The sequence below is a fragment of the Streptomyces sp. TS71-3 genome (assembly GCF_018327685.1).
Taxonomy (GTDB): domain Bacteria; phylum Actinomycetota; class Actinomycetes; order Streptomycetales; family Streptomycetaceae; genus Streptomyces.
Genome location: NZ_BNEL01000003.1, coordinates 2,302,255 through 2,320,872 on the forward strand (window position 1 = coordinate 2,302,255; position 18,618 = coordinate 2,320,872).

Genomic DNA, 18,618 nt, shown 5'->3' on the forward strand with positions numbered 1-18,618 from the left:
CTTCCCGCGCCGGTCGACGCTCCGGCCGGGCTCCCGAACGGCCCAGTAATCGCACACCCGGCGTGCGCCCCCCGGCGTAATGTGGCCGGATGCCGCAGACCTCCTTCCTCGCCGCAGCCCCCCAGGTGGGCATACGCCACATCACCGTCGCGGACGGACCGGAGTTCACCGCGCGCGTGCGGGAGAGCACCGCGCTGCACCAGCCGTGGCTGTTCCCGCCCACCGGCCTGGAGAACTTCACCGCGTACGCCACCCGGCTCATCGAGGACCCCACCCGGCACGGCTTCCTGGTCTGCACCCGCGACGGGGGCCTGGCCGGCTTCATCAACATCAACAACGTCGTCGAGGGCGCCTTCTGGAGCGGCGCCCTCGGCTACGGCGTCTTCGCGCACGCCGCCGGGCGGGGCCTGATGCGCGAGGGCCTGCGGCTCGTCGTGGACCACGCCTTCGGCACCCTGGGCCTGCACCGGCTGGAGATCAACGTGCAGCCCGGCAACGCCGCCTCCGTCGCGCTGGCCCGGAGCGCCGGGTTCCGGCTGGAGGGCTACTCGCCGAAGTTCCTCTACGTCGACGGCGCCTGGCGCGACCACGAGCGGTGGGCCCGCACGGCCGAGATGCCGGCTCCCCGCTGACCCCCGGGCCGGGTCCTGCTGACCCCGACCGTGCCGCTGGCCCCGTCCGTGCCATTGAGGCGGATGCGCGCCTCGGCGACGATGGGCGCATGCGGAACATCGTGGTCGTGGACGCGCCCTCCAACCTGGGACTGCGCCCGCCCGCGCCCGGCACGGTGCCCGGCTGCTACAAGCTGGCGGGCGCGCTGCGCGAGCAGGGGCTGGTGCGGCGGCTCGGCGCGCTGGAGGGCGGCGTCGTGGTGCCGCCCCGCTACGACCGCGGCGACTGGCGCGAGGGCGACGGAGTCTTCAACGCTCCCGCCCTCGCCGTCTACACCCGCCGCCTCGCCGACCGCGTCGAGTACCACGTGCGCGCCGGCGACCTCCCCGTCGTGCTGGGTGGCGACTGCTCCATCCAGCTCGGCGCCGCGCTGGCACTGCGCCGCACCGGCCGCTACGGCCTGGCCTCCGTGGACGCCTCCGCCGACTTCCGGCACCCCGGCAACTCCGACGGGGTCGGCGCCGCGGGCGGCGAGGAGCTGGCGCTCTCCACCGGCCGCGGCCAGCGCGACCTCACCGACCTGGAGGGCCTGCGGCCCTACCTGCGCGACGAGGACGTCCGGCTGCTCGGCCTGCGGGACGCCCTGCGCGACGACCCCCAGCACGCGGAGCTGACCGCCCTGAACATCCCCGCGGCGACGGTCGGCACCATCCGCGAACGGGGTTCCGACGACGTCGTGCGCGCCGCGGCCACCAGCCTGGAGGCGGACATCCTGGACGGCTTCTGGGTGCACTTCGACGCCGATGTGCTCGACCCGTCCGTGATGCCCGCCGTGGACAGCCCGGACGCCGACGGGCTGTTCCCGGACGAGGTCGCCGCACTGCTCACCCCGCTGCTGAACTCCCCGCGCTGCGCCGGCCTCACCGTCAGCTCCTACGACCCCGACCTCGACCCGGACGGAGCCGCGGCCGGGCTCCTCGCGGACCTGGTCACCGCCGCCTTCGCGCACTCCTGAGCCGGCGCGCTCCCGAGAGCCCCTGGCCGGAGCGGTCCGGAGGGGCGCGGGGAACCGCGCGAGTAAGCCCCACCGGCCGGTGGACCGGAGACGACAGAGACTGCCCCTTTGGGGCGGTGACGATCTGCTGGTGTCGTCGTGGCTGGTCGCGCGGTTCCCCGCGCCCCTTTCAGGGCGCTGTCACGCCCACGCGACGAACCCCATACCGATACAGCTCCCGCCCCTTGATCGGGGCGAAGCCCCGTCCCTCAAGGGGCGCGGGGAACTGCACGGCCGGCCACGACGACACCGTGCGGCCGGCCACGACGACACCGTCACGTGGCCACCGCCCGGAAGGGGCAGACGGGCCCCCGCCCGGGGGGCACCGCACTCCCCGGACCCACGCACCCCGAAGCCCGCGAACCGGAACCGCGGAATCTAGACCCCCGCGCGCCGGTCCGCGTACTCGAAGACCGACCCGTCGGGATGCATGGCGATCAGATTGCGCCCCGCCGGCGACGGCAGCGGACCGGCGACGATGTGCGCACCCGACGCGCTGAGCACGTCGCGGGTCGCCTCGACGTCCTCGACCGCGATCGTCGCCGTCACCTTCCGGAGGACTTCGAGCTCCTGCTCAGGCCCGCTCATCAGCAGGAAGCAGCCGACCGCGGCCACCGACACCCCGCCGCGCTCGAAGCGCATCGCCGGGCTGCCGGCCAGCCGCTCGTAGAACGGCACCGCGGCCTCCAGGTCCGCGACGCAGATGCGCAGTGTGGTTCCCAGGATTTCCATACGGGGAGACTAGTTGCCGCCGCGGCCTGAAGTGATCGTTTCCGGTGAGGAGGGCCCGCGTGCCGACGTTTGGGACCCCGCGGACACGGTTACGCGGAAGTTCTGCCGGGCGCATGGCCCCCCGTCGGCCCCGCCCGGTGGCGCCGTGGCCCTACCCGCCGCTGGAGGCGAATCGTGAGCCGATCCCGCATCGTGATCGTCGGTGCCGGCTTCGCCGGCTACCGCGCCGCCCGTACCCTGAGCCGGCTCTCCCGGGGCCGGGCGGACATCACCCTGCTGAACCCCACCGACTACTTCCTGTACCTGCCGCTGCTCCCGCAGGTCGCCGCCGCGGTGCTGGAGCCGCGCAGGACCACCGTCTCGCTCGGCGGCACCCTGCCGCACGTCAAGCACGTGCTCGGCGAGGCCGACGACATCGACCTGGAGCGGCGCACCGTGCGCTACGCCGACCCCGAGGGCGGCCGCGGGGAGCTCGGCTACGACCGTCTGGTGCTGTCGGTGGGCAGCGTCAACAAGCTGCTGCCGATACCCGGCGTCGCCCGGCACGCCCACGGTTTCCGGGGCATCCCCGAGGCGCTCTACCTGCGCGACCACGTGACCCGGCAGATAGAGCTGGCGTCCGCGGCCGAGCACCCGGACACCTGCCAGTCGCGGTGCACCTTCGTCGTGGTCGGCGCCGGGTACACCGGCACCGAGGTCGCCGCGCAGGGCAAGATGTTCACCGACGCCCTGGTCCGCGACAACCCGCTGCGCGAGGGCATCCGCCCGCGCTGGATGCTGCTGGACATCGCGCCGCGGGTGCTGCCCGAGATGGACGAGCGCCTGTCGCGCACCGCGGACCGGGTGCTGCGCAAGCGGGGCGTGGAGGTGCACACCCACACCTCCGTCAAGGAGGCGACCTCCCGGGGCGTCCTGCTGGACACCGGCGAGCACGTGGACACCAGGACGCTGATCTGGTGTGTCGGCGTGCGTCCCGACCCGGTGGTGGACGGCCTGGACCGGCCGCTGGACCGCGGCCGCCTGGTGGTCGACGAGTACCTGAACGTGCCGGGCCATCCGGAGGTGTTCGCGTGCGGCGACGCGGCGGCCGTGCCGGACCCCAACAACCCGGGCAGCCCCGCCCCGATGACGGCCCAGCACGCGTGGCGGCAGGGGAAGACCGCCGCACGCAACGTCGCCGCCTCCCTCGGCCACGGCACCCGGGCCCCCTACCGCCACCGCGACATGGGCTTCACCGTCGACCTCGGCGGGGCGCGTGCCGCCGCCAACCCGTTCGGCATCCCGCTGTCGGGACCCGTCGCCGGCGCGCTCGGCCGCGGCTACCACCTCGCCTCGATGCCCGGCAACCGCGTCCGGGTCGCCGCCGACTGGCTGCTGGACGCGATCCTGCCGCGCCAGGGCGTCCAGCTCGGCCTGGTGCGGTCCGGCTCCGTACCGCTGGAGTCGGCGTCGCCGGAGCTGGCCCGGGTACTCGGCGGCCCCAGCGACTCCACGGAGGACCACTGATCATGACGACCCTCGGCCTGACCCATGACATGACCGTGCAGGAGCTGTCCGACCTGGGGCAGCAGCTCCGGGTGGACAGCGTGCGCGCCGCGGACGCGGCGGGCTCCGGGCACCCGACGTCCTCGATGTCCGCGGCGGACCTGATGGCCGTCCTGCTCGCGCGCCATCTGCACTACGACTTCGACCGCCCCGAGCACCCCGGCAACGACCGCTTCATCCTCTCCAAGGGCCACGCCTCGCCGCTGCTGTACTCCGCGTACAAGGCGGCCGGCGCGATCAGCGACCCCGAGCTGCTGACGTTCCGCAAGGCCGGCAGCCGCCTGGAGGGCCACCCGACGCCGCGGCTGCCGTGGGTGGAGGTGGCCACGGGGTCGCTGGGCCAGGGCCTGCCGATCGGCGTGGGGGAGGCGCTGGCGGGCAAGCGCCTCGACCACGTCGACTACCGGGTGTGGGTGCTGTGCGGGGACAGCGAGCTGGCCGAGGGCTCCGTCTGGGAGGCCGCCGAGACCGCCGGCCACGAGAACCTCGACCACCTCACCCTGATCGCCGACATCAACCGGCTGGGCCAGCGCGGCCCCACCCGGCACGGCCACGACCTGGACGCCTACGCGCGCAGGTTCGCCGCGTTCGGCTGGCACACCATCGAGATCGACGGCCATGACGTGGACGCCATCGACGTCGCGTTCACCGAGGCCGCCTCGACGGCCGGGCAGCCCACCGTCATCCTGGCCCGCACCCTCAAGGGCAAGGGCGTGGCCGCCGTGGAGGACCAGGAGGGCTGGCACGGCAAGCCGCTGGGCAACGCCGCCGAGGCCGTCGAGGAGCTGGGCGGGGAGCGCGACCTGCGCGTCTCGGTCCAGCCGCCGCCCGCGGTACGGGCGCTGCACGTGGTGCGCGAGGGCCATCTGGATCTGCCCGCCTACGAGAGGGGCGGCAAGGTGGCCACCCGCAACGCCTACGGCGAGGCGCTCACGGCGCTGGGTACCGCGCGGGGCGACGTGGTGGCCCTGGACGGCGAGGTCGGCGACTCCACCCGTACGCAGTTCTTCGCCAAGGAGCACCCCGAGCGCTACTTCGAGCTCTACATCGCGGAACAGCAGCTCGTGGCCGCGGCGGTGGGCATGGCGGCGCGCGGCTGGAAGCCGTACGCGGGGACGTTCGCCGCGTTCCTCACCCGCGCCCACGATTTCATCCGGATGGCCGCGGCCAGCGGTGCCGACATCAACCTCGTCGGCTCGCACGCCGGCGTGGCCATCGGCGAGGACGGTCCCTCGCAGATGGGCCTGGAGGACCTCTCCATGATGCGGGCCGTGCACGGCAGCACGGTGCTGTACCCGTGCGACGCCAACCAGACCGCCCACCTCGTGGCGGAGCTCGCCGACCGGCCCGGCATCGGCTACCTGCGCACCTCGCGCGGCGAGACCCCCGTCATCTACGGGCCCGGGGAGACCTTCCCGATCGGCGGCAGCAAGGTGCTGCGCTCGGGCGCCGACGACCGGCTGACGATCGTCGCCGCCGGGGTGACCGTGCCCGAGGCGCTGTCAGCGGCCGACAGCCTCGCCATCGAGGGCATCTCGGCCCGGGTGATCGACCTGTACTCCGTGAAGCCCGTCGACCGGAACACCCTGCGCACGGCCGCGGACGAGACCGGCTGCCTGCTCACCGTGGAGGACCACCACGAGGAGGGCGGCATCGGCGACGCCGTTCTCGACGCCTTCACCGACGGCCGCCCGGTGCCCCGGTTGATCCGGCTCGCGGTCCGCACGATGCCCGGCTCCGCCACGTCCGCCGAGCAGATGCACGCCGCGGGCATCGACGCCGAGGCGATCGCGGCGAGCGCACGGCTGCTCGTCGAGCACGCGGTCGTGAGCTGAGCGGGCGCCCGCGCCCGCCCTGCTCCCGTGGCGCCCGCGTCGCGCCACCCGGGGGCCCGCACCGCGACCCGGACGATCGAGAGAGGAGACGGCCGCGTGGCCAGCGAGAACGCCCGGACGGTGCGGGCCGGGGGGCGGGCCGTCACCGTGCGGCGGCCGGACAAGGTCCTCTTCCCCGAGGACGGGTGGACCAAGGCGGACCTCGTCGACTACCACCGCGCCGTCGCACCGTTCATGCTGCCCCAGCTGCGCGGCCGTCCCCTGATGCTGGAGCGCTGCCCGGACGGCGTGAGCGGGCCCCGCTTCATGCAGAAGGACACCCCGGACCACTATCCCGGCTGGATCGAACGGGTGACGGTGGCCAAGGAGGGCGGCACCGTCACCCACACCGTGTGCGACAACGCCGCCACGCTCGTCTTCCTCGCCGACCAGGCCTGCGTCACGCTGCACCGCTGGCAGTCCCGGGAGCGGGACGTCGACCGGCCGGACCGGCTGGTCTTCGACCTCGACCCGCCGGACGCGGAGTTCGAGCCGGTGCGCGAGGCCGCCCTGCTCCTGCACGACTTCTTCGACGAGTTGCGGCTGCCGTCCGCGGCGATGACGACGGGCTCGCGCGGCCTGCACGTCATCGTGCCGCTGGACGGCCGGGCCGGCTTCGACGAGGTGCGCGACTTCGCCCACGAGGTGGCCCAGGCCCTGGCGGACGCCCACCCCCGGACGCTGACCACCGCGATCCGCAAGAAGGACCGCGACGGACGGCTCTACCTCGACGTCCAGCGCAACGCCTACGCCCAGACCTCCGTCACGCCCTGGACCGTGCGCGCCAAGCGCGGCGCGCCGGTGGCCGCGCCGCTCTCCTGGGACCAGGTGGCCGACCCGGCCGTGACGGCCCGGCGATGGACCCTGGAGAACGCCGTCGAGCACGCGCGCACGAAGCCCTGGGCGGACCTGCCGCTGAGGGGACGCGCCCTCGGCCCGGCCCGGCGCAGGCTGCACGCACGGCGGGACTGAGGAACCGGCCGGATCCGGCGGCGGGAGCAGGTGAGGGGGACGCGCCGGCGAGGTACGAGCGTGGTACGGGGTGATCCAGTGGGACCGACGGCTGCCACCGCGGAGGTGGGAGAGGAGCACGCAGTGACCGGAGCGAGCAGCGGGACGGCCGTGGGCGAGTCGGGGACCATGCGGTACGTCTACGCCGTGTGCCGTCCGTTCACCGCGGCCCTCCAGGCCGAGCTGGTGGGCGTGGCCGGCGCGCCGCCCAGGCCGCTGCGGCACGGCGAACTGGTGGCCGTGGTGGGCGCGGTCCCGGCCGCGGACTTCTCCGCCCGAGCGCTCTCGGAGCACCTCGCCAGCCCCGACTGGCTCACCGGGACGGTCCGCGCCCACCAGCGTGTCGTGGCCGCGCTCAGCACCGTCACGACCCCGCTGCCGGTGCGCCCGGTGACCGTGCTGCGCGACGACAGCGCCGTGAGGGGCCTGCTGGAGGCCAGGGGCGACTACTTCCGGCAGGCGCTCGACAGGCTGGACGGCCGCGTGGAGTGGGGCGTGCGCGTGTACGCGGAGCGCGCGGAGCCGGACGGCACCCGCGAGGAGGCGGGCGAGCTGGGACGGCGGCTGCACGAGCGACTCGCGGGCATGGCCCGCGAGTCCCGTCTCGACCCGCCCGCCCGGCCGTGGTCCGTGCACGACGCACCGCCCGAACTCGTCGGGCCCGCCGGGGTACTGGTCCTCAACGCGGCGTACCTGCTCGACCGGAGCGTGGCGGGGGAGTTCGTCGCGGAGGTGGAGGCGGTGAAGGGGGCCGTGGCCGGCCTGCACGTCGAACTCACGGGGCCGTGGGCGGGGTATTCCTTTACGGAGCGCCCGTAAAAGGGGCGCGGGGGCCGTCGGCGCCACCACGATTCGCCTGCGGCGGGCCATCGGCATCGGCCCCTTCCGGTCTCGTTCTCGGCCACCGGCCGGTGGAGCCTGAGCGCGCAGTTCCCCGCGCCCCTTCCGGGGCGCTGCCGGCCCCGAGCCGGGCGCGCAGCGCCCGTGATGAGGGGCGCGGGGAACTGCGCGACAAGCCACTACGGGCCGGTGGCCGAAGAAGAGACCGCCAGGGGCTGGATCCCATGGCCCGCCGCAGGCGAATCGTGAGGGGCCGGCAGCGCCCCGAAAGGGGCGCGGGGAACCGCGCGACGAGCCACAACGGGCTGGTGGCCGAAGAAGGGACCGCAAGGGGCGGGCGCCGACAGCCCGCCGCAGGCGAATCCCGGCTGACCGCGCCCCCAGGGGCGCTTACGCGCGACAGAGGATCTCCCCGTGCAGCATGGCGAACCAGCCATCCTCCCGCGCTCCCCACTCCCGCCACGCCTCGGAGAACCCCCGGAGCTCCTCGTGGGTCGCGTGGCCCCCCTCCACCGCACGGTCCGCGTACTCGGAGACCAGGGTGCGGTCCGCCCACAGCTCGCTCCACCAGGTGCGCTCCTCCGGGGTGCTGTAGCACCACGTGCCCGCCGTGGAGACGACGTCCGTGAACCCGGCCTGGAGCGCCCAGGAGCGCAGCCGGCGGCCGGCGTCGGGCTCGCCGCCGTTGGCGCGGGCCACCCGGCGGTAGACGTCCAGCCAGGCGTCCATGGGCTCGGACAGGGGGTACCAGGTCATCGAGGCGTAGTCGACGTCGCGCACGGCGACGTACCCGGTGGGCTTGCAGACCCGCCGCATCTCGCGCAGCGCCTGGACCGGGTCGCCGACGTGCTGGAGCACCTGGTGCGCGTGGACCACGCAGAAGGTGTCGTCCGGGAAGTCCAGGGCGTGCACGTCGCCGGTCGAGAAGTCGACATTGGCGAGGCCCCGCGCCTCGGCGGTCTCGCGTGCCTGGGCCAGCACGCCGGGCGCGCGGTCGAGGCCGGTGACGTGCCCCTCGGGCACCAGCGCCGCCAGGTCCGCGGTGATGGTGCCCGGCCCGCAGCCGATGTCCAGGATCCGCATGTGCGGCTTGAGGGCGCCGAGCAGGTACGCGGCGGAGTTGGCCGCGGTGCGCCAGGTGTGGGAGCGCAGCACCGACTCGTGGTGGCCGTGCGTGTAGACGGCGGTCTCCTCCGGCATGGGGGTCTCCTTTCTGGGGGCACCTCCCAGCGGTGACTGGGGGGAGGCTCGGGCACCGGGAACGCCGGCCGTGCCGGCACGCCGAAGGGCGGCGCCAGGCGCCCGTGGGCACGCCGGAGCGCGCCGGCGCGACGGCGTTCCGCTGCCTCCAGAACGGTAAGGGAGTCTTCGTATGTTGAGACAGTGCGTCTCATATGGTGGGCAGCGGCAGTGCTCAGGGACGGATGTCCGGTACCGCGTGGCGTCCGTCTCCCGCGGCCGTTCCCCGGCCCTCCCGCTCACCGTTCACCTGCTTTCGGGCCGCCTCCCGTACCGCCACCGCGCCGCGTACCGCGAAGGCCGCCCCGGTGCCCAGAGCCGCGCCGACCAGCACGTCGCTCGGGTAGTGCACACCGGTGTAGACCCGGGACAGCGCCACCGCGGCGGCCAGCGGGACCACGGCCGTGCCCCAGCGCCCCGACTCCAGCGCCACTCCGGTCGCGAAGGCCGCGGCGGAGGCCGCATGGCCGGACGGGAACGAGGTGGTCACGGGCTGCCGCTTCAGCCGCCGCACCAGCGGCACCGCGTCCAGCAGCGGGCGCGGGCGGCGCACCGAGCGCTTGGCCAGGGTGTTGATGGTGGTGGAGGCGAGCGCCAGCGAGGCCACCCCCTGGACGGCCGCGCGGCGCGCGCGGGGCGCGCCGGTGGCGGCGAGCGCCGTCGCCACCCCGAACCAGAGCACCCCGTGGTTGGCCGCCCGGCTCAGCCGCGGCAGCACGCGGTCGCCGCCCGGCCAGTGGCGGCCCGCCACCGCTTCGAAGAGCCGCACGTCCACGGTCGTGAGCCACCCCAGCAGGGCGGACTCGGCGTCCTCGGCCGGAACCTCCGCGTCAACGTACATCCCCACCCGGTACCCGACCCGACGCTTCGCCACCCGCGCACCTCCCGAAACATGTCTGACACACCACCGGGCCCGCCCGCGCCGAAAACGACTTGGTCGAACGGGGCCCCGACGGCGAGAATGCCACCTCATGGGACATCTGGAGGCCGGACACCTGGAATACCACCTCCCGGACGGGAGGGTGCTGCTCGGTGATGTCTCCTTCCGCGTCGGCGAGGGCTCCGTGGTGGCACTCGTCGGGCCGAACGGCGCGGGCAAGACCACCCTCCTGCGGCTGCTGTCCGGCGAGCTGAAGCCACACGGCGGAACCGTCACCTCCAGCGGCGGGCTCGGCGTGATGCGCCAGTTCGTGGGCTCCGTGCGGGACACCAGCACCGTCCGCGACCTGCTGGTGTCCGTCGCGCCGCCGCGCATCCGCACGGCGGCCGCCGCCGTCGACGCCGCCGAGCACGCCGTCATGACCGTTGACGACGAGGCCGCCCAGATGGCCTACGCCCAGGCGCTCTCCGACTGGGCGGAGGCCCAGGGCTACGAGTCGGAGACCCTCTGGGACATCTGCACCACGGCCGCCCTCGGCGTCCCCTACGAGAAGGCCCAGTGGCGCGAGGTGCGCACCCTCAGCGGCGGCGAGCAGAAACGCCTCGTCCTGGAGGCCCTGCTGCGCGGCCCCGACGAGGTCCTGCTCCTCGACGAGCCGGACAACTACCTCGACGTACCCGGCAAGCGCTGGCTGGAGGAGCAGCTCGCCCAGACCCGCAAGACCGTGCTGTTCGTCTCGCACGACCGGGAACTGCTGGCCCGCGCCGCCCAGCGGATCGTCAGCGTCGAGCCGGGAGCGGGGGGCGCCGAGGCGTGGGTGCACGGCGGCGGGTTCGCGACGTACCACGAGGCGCGCCGGGAGCGGTTCGCCCGCTTCGAGGAGCTGCGCCGCCGCTGGGACGAGCGGCACGCCCAGCTCAGGAAGCTGGTGCTGACGCTCCGCCAGGCCGCCGAGAACAGCCCTGACATGGCCTCCCGCTACCACGCCGCCCAGACCCGGCTGCGCAAGTTCGAGGAAGCGGGACCCCCGCCCGAGCCGCCGCGCGAGCAGGACATCCGGATGCGGCTCAAGGGCGGCCGCACCGGCGTGCGGGCGGTCATCTGCGAGGGCCTGGAGCTGACCGGGCTGATGCAGCCGTTCGACCTGGAGGTCTACTACGGCGAACGGGTCGCCGTGCTCGGATCCAACGGTTCGGGGAAGTCGCACTTCCTGCGGCTGCTCGCCGGGGACGGCGTGGCGCACACCGGAGCCTGGCGGCTGGGTGCCCGCGTGGTGCCCGGCCACTTCGCCCAGACCCACGCCCACCCGGAGCTGGACGGCCGAACCCTCCTCGACATCCTCTGGCGGGAGCACGCCAAGGACCGCGGGGCGGCCATGTCCCGGCTGCGCCGCTACGAGCTCACCGGCCAGGCGGAACAGCCGTTCGACCGGCTCTCCGGCGGGCAGCAGGCCCGCTTCCAGATCCTGCTGCTTGAGCTGGCCGGAGCGACCGCCCTGCTGCTGGACGAACCCACCGACAACCTCGACCTGGAATCCGCCGAGGCGCTCCAGGAGGGCCTGGAGGCCTTCGACGGCACGGTCGTCGCGGTCACCCACGACCGCTGGTTCGCCCGCTCCTTCGACCGCTTCCTGGTCTTCGGCAGCGACGGCCGCCTCCGGGAGACCCCGGAACCGGTCTGGGACGAGCGGCGGGTGGACCGGGCCCGGTAGAGCTGGGGCCCGTTGGGGGCTGGCTCATCTGGACCGCGCCCAAACGGCACGCCGGGGGCGCGCCCCGAGCGCGCCGCTCGCGCGGGCGGCGCTCAGGCGGCCGGCTCCCGCCACCGCAGCACAGCCCCGAGGCCGCCCACCGGACTGTCGTCCGGGCCTGCCGAGGCGACCGACAGGGCGGACGCGCCCGTGACGGCGGCGGACCTGAGCAGCGCGTCGTCGGCACGCGCGGGCCAGGGTTCCGGCTCGCCCAAGGGCTTGCTCTCCGTACGGCGCACCGCCACCTGGTCCGGGTCCTCGCCCACCCAGACCCGCCGGTGCGCGTCGGGCGCTCCGGGCCGCACCAGCAGCTCCGCGATGCGGTGCTCCCTGGCCACCTCCACCAGCGCGGGCACGCCCTCCACCGCGCCCAGCCGGCCCCGCTCGTCGGGGGCGCGGGCGGCGTGGAAGCGCTCCATGTCCCGGGCCGCGCGGTCCCGGACGTGGTCGATGCGCAGCCGCTCCAGCTCCTCGTGCAGCAGCCGGCTCCCGGCGCCGTGCGCGGCCTCCACCGCGATCTCACGCACCGGGAGGGGCAGCTTGTCGTGCACGGACCGCCGTTCCCGGTCGTCGCCGACGAGGACGACCAGGTCCGCGCGGACCTCCTCCTGCTGGGCCGCGAGCGCCTGCGCGGTCTGCTCGGCGTTGTGCTCCCAGGTGTCCTCCACCCGGAACTGGAAGTGCCGCTCCGACCAGTCGGCGCTGCGCGTGAGGTGGATCGGCCACTGCCGGCCCGCCACCTCGCCGGCCTGCTCGCTGCCGCGCGCTCCGCGCAGCTCGAACTCGGCGCCGCGCCGGTCCACGTACGCCACCAGGCACAGCGGGTCCTCGCCCGCCAGGTCCAGCAGCGGGGCGGTGTGCGGCAGGCTCGCCCAGGTCGCCGTGGTGGCGCCGGGCGCCGCGGCCAGCGGCGGGTCGAGCACCACCTCCCCGCCGGTGGCGAACACCGCCCGGCCCAGCGGCTCGGCCGAGTGCCGCAGCTCCTCCAGCGCGCCGCGCACCGCCCGCGCGGTGCGCTCGTCCGTGCCCTGCTCCGCCAGCTGCCTCTCGACGCCCTGGGCGATCAGCACCCGCTCCTCGGCCGTGGACTCGGTGTGGTGCGAGGTGTCCGCGTAGACCGAGGCCCAGGGCCCGGGACGTTCGTACAGCGGCTGGAGAAAGGCGAGGTCCATGACTGCCTCCTGGCGCCTGTTCGTATGTGGTCCTGTGCCGTCGCGCGGGTACCCGAACACCGCACCGCGACACGGCGAGGGAACCGTGCCGATCACCACATGACGACCACGACCGAGCGACCACCGCACCAGGGGGTGCCACATGACAGGAGTCGACCCGGGGCGCCTGGACGACCAGCAGCTCATGAAGGAGCTGGAGGCGATCCACCGCACCCGTCACGACACGCTGCTGTACGGCTCGAACGACGCGCTGCGCGTCCACAACGAACGCATGGCCCAGTTGGAGGGCGAGTACCTGCGCCGCCACCCGCGCCGCCAGATCGCCCACGGCCGCACCCGCGCCGGCGCCCGCGAACGCGAGGCCGCCGTGGAGCGCCCCGGATCCGCCGGCGTCTGGTGACCGCCTCTGCCCGACGGCGGCACGGCCCGCGGATCCGCCGCGTCCGGTGAAGGGCAAGCCGCGATGAACGGCGTCCGGTGAGGGACAAGCCGCTATGAACGGCGAACTGCGCATCAACGAGGAGCCGCGCAAGAGCCGCGTTGAACGATGAGCGGGTGGGGCGGCCGCGCGGCGTGATCCGCGCGACCGCACCCACCCGCCGTAACGGGCCGTCCGGCCCGGTCATGTGACCGGTGCCGGCGGCCCGCACGCTCGGTTGCCCGCGATCGGCGGACGGCTCACACCATCGCCCGGCCGAACTCCCTCAGGAACGCCTCGCAGAACGCCGGCAGGTCGGCCGGCTTCCGGCTGGTGATCAGCACGTTGTTGCCCTGCTCGCAGATGTGCACCTCTTCGTCGACCCAGGTGCCGCCGGCGTTCTTGATGTCGGTGCGCAGGCTCGGCCACGACGTGAGCGTCCGCCCACGCACGGCGTCCGCCTCCACCAGCGTCCAGGGCCCGTGGCAGATCGAGGCGACCGGGCGCCCCTGGGAGAAGAAGTCGCTCACGAAGGAGACCGCCTGCCGGTCCATCCGCAGGAAGTCCGGGTTGGCCACGCCGCCCGGCAGCACCAGGCCGCCGAAGGAGCCGGCCGACACATCGGAGACGATCTCGTCCACGGGGAACGTGTCGCCCTTGTCCAGACCCTGGAACGCCTGCACGCGTCCGGGCTTCGTCGAGATCAGCACGGGCTCGTCACCGGCGTCCTGCACGGCCTGCCACGGTTCGGTGAGCTCGACCTGCTCGACGCCTGCGGGAGCCATCAGAAATGCAATACGCATCGGTAGTCTCGCCTTTCCTCGATCGGAACTGTTCGTTTGGCCCACCCGCCCACCGCGGCCCCGGCGGCTCCGCGGCCGCACTCGCCCCGCCCGGCGACATCCGCTGCCCGGGCGGCCGGCGCCCACCGCGGGTCACCGGATCCGAGCGCCGTAAACCGGCGGCACGCGCCGGAGCCCGCGAGGGTCACCGGGCGCCTGTGCCGTTCACCGGTCGAGAGCCGGACCCGCGAGATCGGGTCCGCCCCTGGGCCTGCCGACGTCCGTGCGCCAGCCGTGCCCGTCGGCGCGCCTGATCTCCGCCAGGGTCGACTCGGGCTCGTCGACCACGGCCAGATCGCCCATGCTGACGACGCCGACCACACGGCCGTCGTGCACGACCGGCAGCCGCCTGACCGCGTGCTCGCGCATCAGCCCGGCGGCCACCAGGACCGAGTCGTCGGGGCCGACCACCACGGGGTTGGGCGTGCACACGGCCCGTGCGCTCACCGTCAGCGGGTCCGCGCCTTCCGCGACCGCGCGCAGGGTGATGTCACGGTCCGTGAGCACGCCCAGCACGCGCTGCCCTGAGGCCACCAGCACGTCGCCGATGCCCTGGGCGCGCATCAGCTGTGCTGCCTCGACGAGCGAGGCGTCCGGCGGGATCACGACTGCTCCCGGAGTCATGACGTCCCTTACGAAATCAGCCATGCCAGCGGCCTTTCTGCTTCCTCGGCTGCTTCAGGTGCGTCTCGCCCCACCAACCCTGGCCGCAGTACCCGCAGAATGCCTGCCTATGCCTCCGAACGGCCCCGGACCAGCGCTTCGGCGACCTGGTGGGAGTTGGCGTACTTGACCTGGCCCGGGAGGTCCCTGAGCGCGTCCACCAGCGCGTCCGGGGCGTGCCTGTCGCGCAGGGCGGCCCGCAGCCGGCCCGCCTTGGCCGGGAACACCGAACGGCCCAGGTTCCGCGCCAGCTCGTAGTGGAGCGCGTCCACCGCCGTGGGTGAGCGCTGCGGGGTCACGGGTCCGGTCGCGACCTCCGGGTCGTCCTCGGCCACCGGCTCCGGGTCGTTCCACTCCTCCGTCCGGGTCGGGTGCCCGGACATCAGCAGTCCGCGGAGCTCGGCCTTCATCTCATCGTCGCGGTGGACGCTGAGCCGGTCACTGCCTCGTTGCATGTCTGCCTCCATCGGGGCGGAAACGGACCACCGTCGCGTACCCGGTAGGGCCCGGCGCGACACGGGCGGGTGCCCACGACTTGCGGTCTGGCTGATTTCAGCGGTTTATCCGATGTCATGCGGGACACCCGGTGATCACCCCCTTTGCAGGAGATACCGCGGAAGGACGGGACCATGGCGTTTTTCGCCGTGTTCGTGCCGGTGGTCATGCTGGGTGTGATGGTGGCGCTCGGGCGCTACGAGGAGCTGATGCTGCCCACGGTGCGCAACGACGCCGCACCCCGGAGGCGCTCTCCCGCGCCGGCACGCGAACCACACTCGCGAGTGACGCCGGGGACGGGTGACGGCGGCCGTGGGGCCTGAGAACGCGTAAGCCGCATGGGGGATGTTTCGGGGCGGTCGCGCCAGGGCACCAGCACACAAGTGCTTCGGACAGGAGGCACGTCCGTGGGAGCGGCGATCCGCACCCCGGGTGTGTCCCTGGCGGCAGACGCACTCCCACGAAGACCGTTTCCGTCTTCTGAGGGGAGTGGCCACGCGCTATGCGAACCAACACCCGAGCGAAGCACCACCCGCACGACGATGCCCCTGACACCTCCGATGCCTTCCGACGCCTCACCAAGCTTCCCGAAGGCACCGAGCGCGACGAACTGCGCGACGAGGTCGTGGAGGCCTGGCTTCCCATGGCGGACCGGCTCGCCGGCCGCTTCCGCGGCCGCGGCGAGTCCTACGAGGACCTCCGCCAGGTGGCCGCCCTCGGCCTGGTGAAGGCCGTGGACCGCTACGACCCGGCACGCGGCTGCGCCTTCGAGAGCTACGCGGTGCCGACGATCACCGGGGAGATCAAGCGGCACTTCAGGGACCACATGTGGACCCTGCACGTGCCGCGCCGCGTCCAGGACCTGCGCAACCGCGTCCGCTTCGCCTGCCAGGACCTGACCCAGTCCGTCTCCGGACGGCTGCCGAGCGTGCCCGAGATCGCCGAGCGCGCCGGGATGAGCGAGGAGGACGCCAGGATCGGCCTGGAGGCGCTGGACAGCTTCACCGCGCTCTCACTGGACGCCGAGCTGCCGGGCAGCGAGGACGGTTACGCGCTGCGTGACGCCCTCGGCTCGCTCGACCCTGCGCTGGACGTCGTCGTCGACCGGGAGGCCGTCAAGCCGCGGCTGCGGGCATTGCCGGAGCGCGAGCGCGCCATTCTCTACATGCGGTTCTTCGGCGACATGACGCAGAGCAGGATCGCCGAGCAGCTCGGCATCTCGCAGATGCACGTCTCGCGGTTGATCAGCAGGAGCTGCGGCCGGCTGCGGGAGGACATCCTGCACGACCGGGCGATGCCGCAGGCCGCGTGAGGGGCGCACGGCCCGGCCGCACCGGCCGGGCCGTCGCCGCGCGCCGCTCCGTCGCAGGACGCCCCGTGGCGGGCGCCCTGCGACGGAGCGCGGTGGCGGCGCCCGCGGTGTGGTGCCTCCCGCCGCGCGCCGTGTCCGCCGGGCGCGTCCCGCGGCGGGTGCGCGCGGTGCCTTCGGCTTTGTATCCGGCGGCGTCAGGCGCGCTGGCGCAGTGCCAGCGCGACGTGCCGCGCCATCACGTCGACCGCCTGGGCCTCGGCCATCGAGAAGGCCGCCCGGGGGCCGGTGCGGAACAGCGTGAGCACGCCGCGGACGGCGCCGTCCCTGGCGTCCGTCAGCGGCACGCACACCAGCGAGCTCACGTTCGCACGCACCAGCACCGGATCGCCCGACGAGTCGCGCCCGAACTCCTCGGTGTCCTCCGGCCGCACCTTGACCGCCATGGATCCGCCCCGTGCGGCCTCCACCACCAGGGGGCACCCGGCGGGGTCCTGCTTCGCCAGCGACTCGGCGAGCGTGCCGGCGTCCTCGGGCGCCAGCACCGCGACCCGGCGCAGCCGCGCCGCGCCCGAGTCGACCACCACCCAGTCCGTGAACCGGCCGTGCAGCACCTGCGCGGCTCGGCTCAGAAGCTCGTCGGGGCCCTCGCCCGCCGGTGCGCCGAGCAGGGTCGTGGTCATGCTGTCCAGCAGATCCGTGAGCACGGCGTGACGGGTCGCCTCCGTGAGGTCGGGCAGCGCCACCGCGTCGGCCGGGGCGGCGGCCCCGCCGTCGGAAGCGGTGTCCACCATCCGCCGGGCCCCCTCGGCGTCCACGGGCTGGAGCACCACCAGCACCACGATCCGCGGCTCGTTGGTGGGCCGCAGCGCCGTGAGGGTGGCGCGCAGCCGGGCCTCCGGATCGTGCTGCTGGCGCACCACCAGGCTCCGGTCGCCCTCACCGCGCGCCACCGCGGCCACCTGGGAGCGGAAGGCGGCACGGTCGGCATGGGCCAGGAAGCCCGTGAGGGGCCGGCCCGTCGCGTAGCCGGCGCGGACACCGGTGAGCACGGTCGCCGCGAAGTTCATCCTGCGGACCACCGCCTCGCGGTCCACCAGCGTCACCGCCAGCGGGAAGCGCTGGAACAGCGCCCGGAGCAGCTGGTGCTCCGCACGGTCTCCGGGGGGCGCGGACGGCGCCGGCGCGCCGCCGGTCACCAGGCGCTCGTACAGTGGCCACAAGTGACCGGCCGCATGGTCGAGCTCGAAGAGCGCTGCATCGAGCACGGCCCGGAGATCCCCTTCGGGAACGCTTCGGGCGGTCTTCAGCTCGGCGATACGGTGTACGAAGTCGGCGAGCTCTTCGCCGAACTCGTCGGTTTGTGCCATAGCTCGAACTTAACTGGTGAATCAGTTTTCCGTGGGGCGCGAGGGAAGGTAAAAGAGAAGGTAAAGACAGGAGGACGTGCCATGTCGGACGCGGATCGCGTGGGCCCCGAGACTCCGGACTCCGCACTTCCGGGCCGCAGGCTCTCGGATCTCGCCGAGAAGGCGGTGGACTGCACCGCCGACTGCTGCGGCGCGAGCGCGCTGGTGTCCGATGCGGGCACCGACCGCCCGGCCGCCGTCACCCATCCGGACCTGTCGGCCCTGGTCGCGGTGCAGCTCCGCTCGGGCAACGGGCCGATTCCGACGGCGGCCGAGGAGGGCCGGCCGGTGGACGCGGTCGACCTGCTCCGCGAGGAGCGCTGGCCGCTGTACCGAGCGGTGGCCCTCGACTCGGGGGTCCGCTCCAGCCTGACGCTTCCGTTCCGCCGCAACGGCCTCACCATCACCCTCAGTCTCTACAGCTTCCACGCCGGTGGGCTCGCCGCCGCCGGCCGCGGCACCGCACAGGCGCTCGGCGAGCTCGCCACCGCCGGCCTGGCGCGGGACCGCGCCTACCAGTCGGCACTCGCCGAACTCGATCACATGGGCGCCGCCCTGCGGTCCAGGCCGCTGGTCGACCAGGCCTGCGGCATCGTCATGTACGTCCTGTCGTGCGACGCGGAGGCCGCCTTCGCGGTCCTGCGCCGCATATCCCAGGGTACGAACCGCAAGCTCACCGATGTCGCCCAGCGACTGGTGGACACGCGCGGGCACGGTCTGGAGAAGGAACTGGCGTCCCTGGCGCCCGCCCCGGAGGGGGACTGAGGCCGGGC

General features: G+C 74.0%; 18 protein-coding genes and 1 pseudogene. 11 read left to right on the forward strand and 8 right to left on the reverse strand.

What is annotated here, in order from left to right; genetic code table 11:
- The first annotated feature begins 89 nt into the window (after nucleotides 1–89).
- Nucleotides 90–632, forward strand: coding sequence for a GNAT family N-acetyltransferase (locus tag Sm713_RS33920; RefSeq protein ID WP_212913773.1), 543 nt, complete (start codon nucleotides 90–92; stop codon nucleotides 630–632).
- Nucleotides 633–721: 89 nt separating this feature from the next.
- On the forward strand, nucleotides 722–1,627 hold the full coding sequence (locus Sm713_RS33925) for an arginase family protein (RefSeq protein WP_212913774.1): 906 nt from the start codon (nucleotides 722–724) through the stop codon (nucleotides 1,625–1,627).
- A 417-nt stretch (nucleotides 1,628–2,044) separates the two neighbouring features.
- On the opposite strand, the gene Sm713_RS33930 is transcribed toward Sm713_RS33925, so the two are convergent.
- The gene (locus tag Sm713_RS33930; RefSeq protein ID WP_212913775.1) at nucleotides 2,045–2,398 is read right to left on the reverse strand and encodes a VOC family protein; all 354 of its coding nucleotides are present in this window, start codon (nucleotides 2,396–2,398) and stop codon (nucleotides 2,045–2,047) included.
- Between the two features lie 174 nt (nucleotides 2,399–2,572).
- On the opposite strand from Sm713_RS33930, the gene Sm713_RS33935 reads away from it, so the two are divergent.
- The 4 genes from Sm713_RS33935 to Sm713_RS33950 all read left to right on the forward strand — a co-directional run bounded on the left by Sm713_RS33935 (nucleotide 2,573) and on the right by Sm713_RS33950 (nucleotide 7,647).
- On the forward strand, nucleotides 2,573–3,904 hold the full coding sequence (locus Sm713_RS33935) for an NAD(P)/FAD-dependent oxidoreductase (RefSeq protein ID WP_212913776.1): 1,332 nt from the start codon (nucleotides 2,573–2,575) through the stop codon (nucleotides 3,902–3,904).
- A 29-nt stretch (nucleotides 3,905–3,933) separates the two neighbouring features.
- Complete coding sequence (locus tag Sm713_RS33940; RefSeq protein WP_212915041.1) at nucleotides 3,934–5,778, forward strand: transketolase; 1,845 nt, start codon at nucleotides 3,934–3,936, stop codon at nucleotides 5,776–5,778.
- Nucleotides 5,779–5,874: 96 nt separating this feature from the next.
- Nucleotides 5,875–6,789 (forward strand): non-homologous end-joining DNA ligase, encoded by a 915-nt coding sequence (gene ligD, locus Sm713_RS33945; protein ID WP_212913777.1) that lies wholly within the window; start codon nucleotides 5,875–5,877, stop codon nucleotides 6,787–6,789.
- A gap of 123 nt (nucleotides 6,790–6,912) precedes the next feature.
- Complete coding sequence (locus Sm713_RS33950; RefSeq protein WP_308293209.1) at nucleotides 6,913–7,647, forward strand: GvpL/GvpF family gas vesicle protein; 735 nt, start codon at nucleotides 6,913–6,915, stop codon at nucleotides 7,645–7,647.
- 411 nt (nucleotides 7,648–8,058) lie between these two features.
- On the opposite strand, the gene Sm713_RS33955 is transcribed toward Sm713_RS33950, so the two are convergent.
- Both Sm713_RS33955 and Sm713_RS33960 read right to left on the reverse strand, forming a co-directional pair.
- The gene (locus Sm713_RS33955) at nucleotides 8,059–8,868 is read right to left on the reverse strand and encodes a methyltransferase domain-containing protein (RefSeq protein WP_212913778.1); all 810 of its coding nucleotides are present in this window, start codon (nucleotides 8,866–8,868) and stop codon (nucleotides 8,059–8,061) included.
- Between the two features lie 312 nt (nucleotides 8,869–9,180).
- A pseudogene (locus Sm713_RS33960) lies at nucleotides 9,181–9,679 on the reverse strand (phosphatase PAP2 family protein); the annotation flags it as partial.
- 199 nt (nucleotides 9,680–9,878) lie between these two features.
- Here Sm713_RS33960 and Sm713_RS33965 point away from each other — a divergent pair.
- A complete protein-coding gene (locus Sm713_RS33965; RefSeq protein WP_212913779.1) occupies nucleotides 9,879–11,498 on the forward strand; it encodes an ABC-F family ATP-binding cassette domain-containing protein in 1,620 nt (539 codons plus the stop codon).
- A gap of 92 nt (nucleotides 11,499–11,590) precedes the next feature.
- Here the strand turns inward: Sm713_RS33965 and Sm713_RS33970 are convergent, their stop codons facing one another.
- Entirely contained in the window at nucleotides 11,591–12,709 is a 1,119-nt protein-coding gene (locus Sm713_RS33970; protein ID WP_212913780.1) for a Vms1/Ankzf1 family peptidyl-tRNA hydrolase, read from the reverse strand.
- A gap of 142 nt (nucleotides 12,710–12,851) precedes the next feature.
- Here Sm713_RS33970 and Sm713_RS33975 point away from each other — a divergent pair, with 142 nt between their 5' ends.
- Nucleotides 12,852–13,109 (forward strand): DUF6158 family protein, encoded by a 258-nt coding sequence (locus tag Sm713_RS33975; protein ID WP_212913781.1) that lies wholly within the window; start codon nucleotides 12,852–12,854, stop codon nucleotides 13,107–13,109.
- A 278-nt stretch (nucleotides 13,110–13,387) separates the two neighbouring features.
- Here Sm713_RS33975 and Sm713_RS33980 read toward each other — a convergent pair whose 3' ends face one another.
- From Sm713_RS33980 to Sm713_RS33990, 3 genes are all read right to left on the reverse strand, one after another.
- Nucleotides 13,388–13,930, reverse strand: a complete 543-nt coding sequence (locus tag Sm713_RS33980) for a type 1 glutamine amidotransferase domain-containing protein (protein WP_212913782.1) — start codon at nucleotides 13,928–13,930, stop codon at nucleotides 13,388–13,390.
- Between the two features lie 204 nt (nucleotides 13,931–14,134).
- Nucleotides 14,135–14,617: a CBS domain-containing protein gene (locus tag Sm713_RS33985; protein WP_212913783.1), complete on the reverse strand. Its 483-nt coding sequence runs from the start codon at nucleotides 14,615–14,617 to the stop codon at nucleotides 14,135–14,137.
- A gap of 83 nt (nucleotides 14,618–14,700) precedes the next feature.
- Nucleotides 14,701–15,087, reverse strand: coding sequence for a DUF2795 domain-containing protein (locus tag Sm713_RS33990; RefSeq protein ID WP_212913784.1), 387 nt, complete (start codon nucleotides 15,085–15,087; stop codon nucleotides 14,701–14,703).
- Nucleotides 15,088–15,261: 174 nt separating this feature from the next.
- Here Sm713_RS33990 and Sm713_RS33995 point away from each other — a divergent pair, with 174 nt between their 5' ends.
- Both Sm713_RS33995 and Sm713_RS34000 read left to right on the forward strand, forming a co-directional pair.
- On the forward strand, nucleotides 15,262–15,450 hold the full coding sequence (locus tag Sm713_RS33995) for a hypothetical protein (RefSeq protein WP_212915160.1): 189 nt from the start codon (nucleotides 15,262–15,264) through the stop codon (nucleotides 15,448–15,450).
- Between the two features lie 179 nt (nucleotides 15,451–15,629).
- Complete coding sequence (locus Sm713_RS34000; protein ID WP_212913785.1) at nucleotides 15,630–16,439, forward strand: RNA polymerase sigma factor SigF; 810 nt, start codon at nucleotides 15,630–15,632, stop codon at nucleotides 16,437–16,439.
- Nucleotides 16,440–16,633: 194 nt separating this feature from the next.
- On the opposite strand, the gene Sm713_RS34005 is transcribed toward Sm713_RS34000, so the two are convergent.
- Entirely contained in the window at nucleotides 16,634–17,806 is a 1,173-nt protein-coding gene (locus Sm713_RS34005) for a GAF domain-containing protein (RefSeq protein WP_212913786.1), read from the reverse strand.
- A gap of 81 nt (nucleotides 17,807–17,887) precedes the next feature.
- Here Sm713_RS34005 and Sm713_RS34010 point away from each other — a divergent pair, with 81 nt between their 5' ends.
- The gene (locus Sm713_RS34010) at nucleotides 17,888–18,610 is read left to right on the forward strand and encodes an ANTAR domain-containing response regulator (RefSeq protein WP_212913787.1); all 723 of its coding nucleotides are present in this window, start codon (nucleotides 17,888–17,890) and stop codon (nucleotides 18,608–18,610) included.
- Nucleotides 18,611–18,618 lie beyond the last annotated feature (8 nt).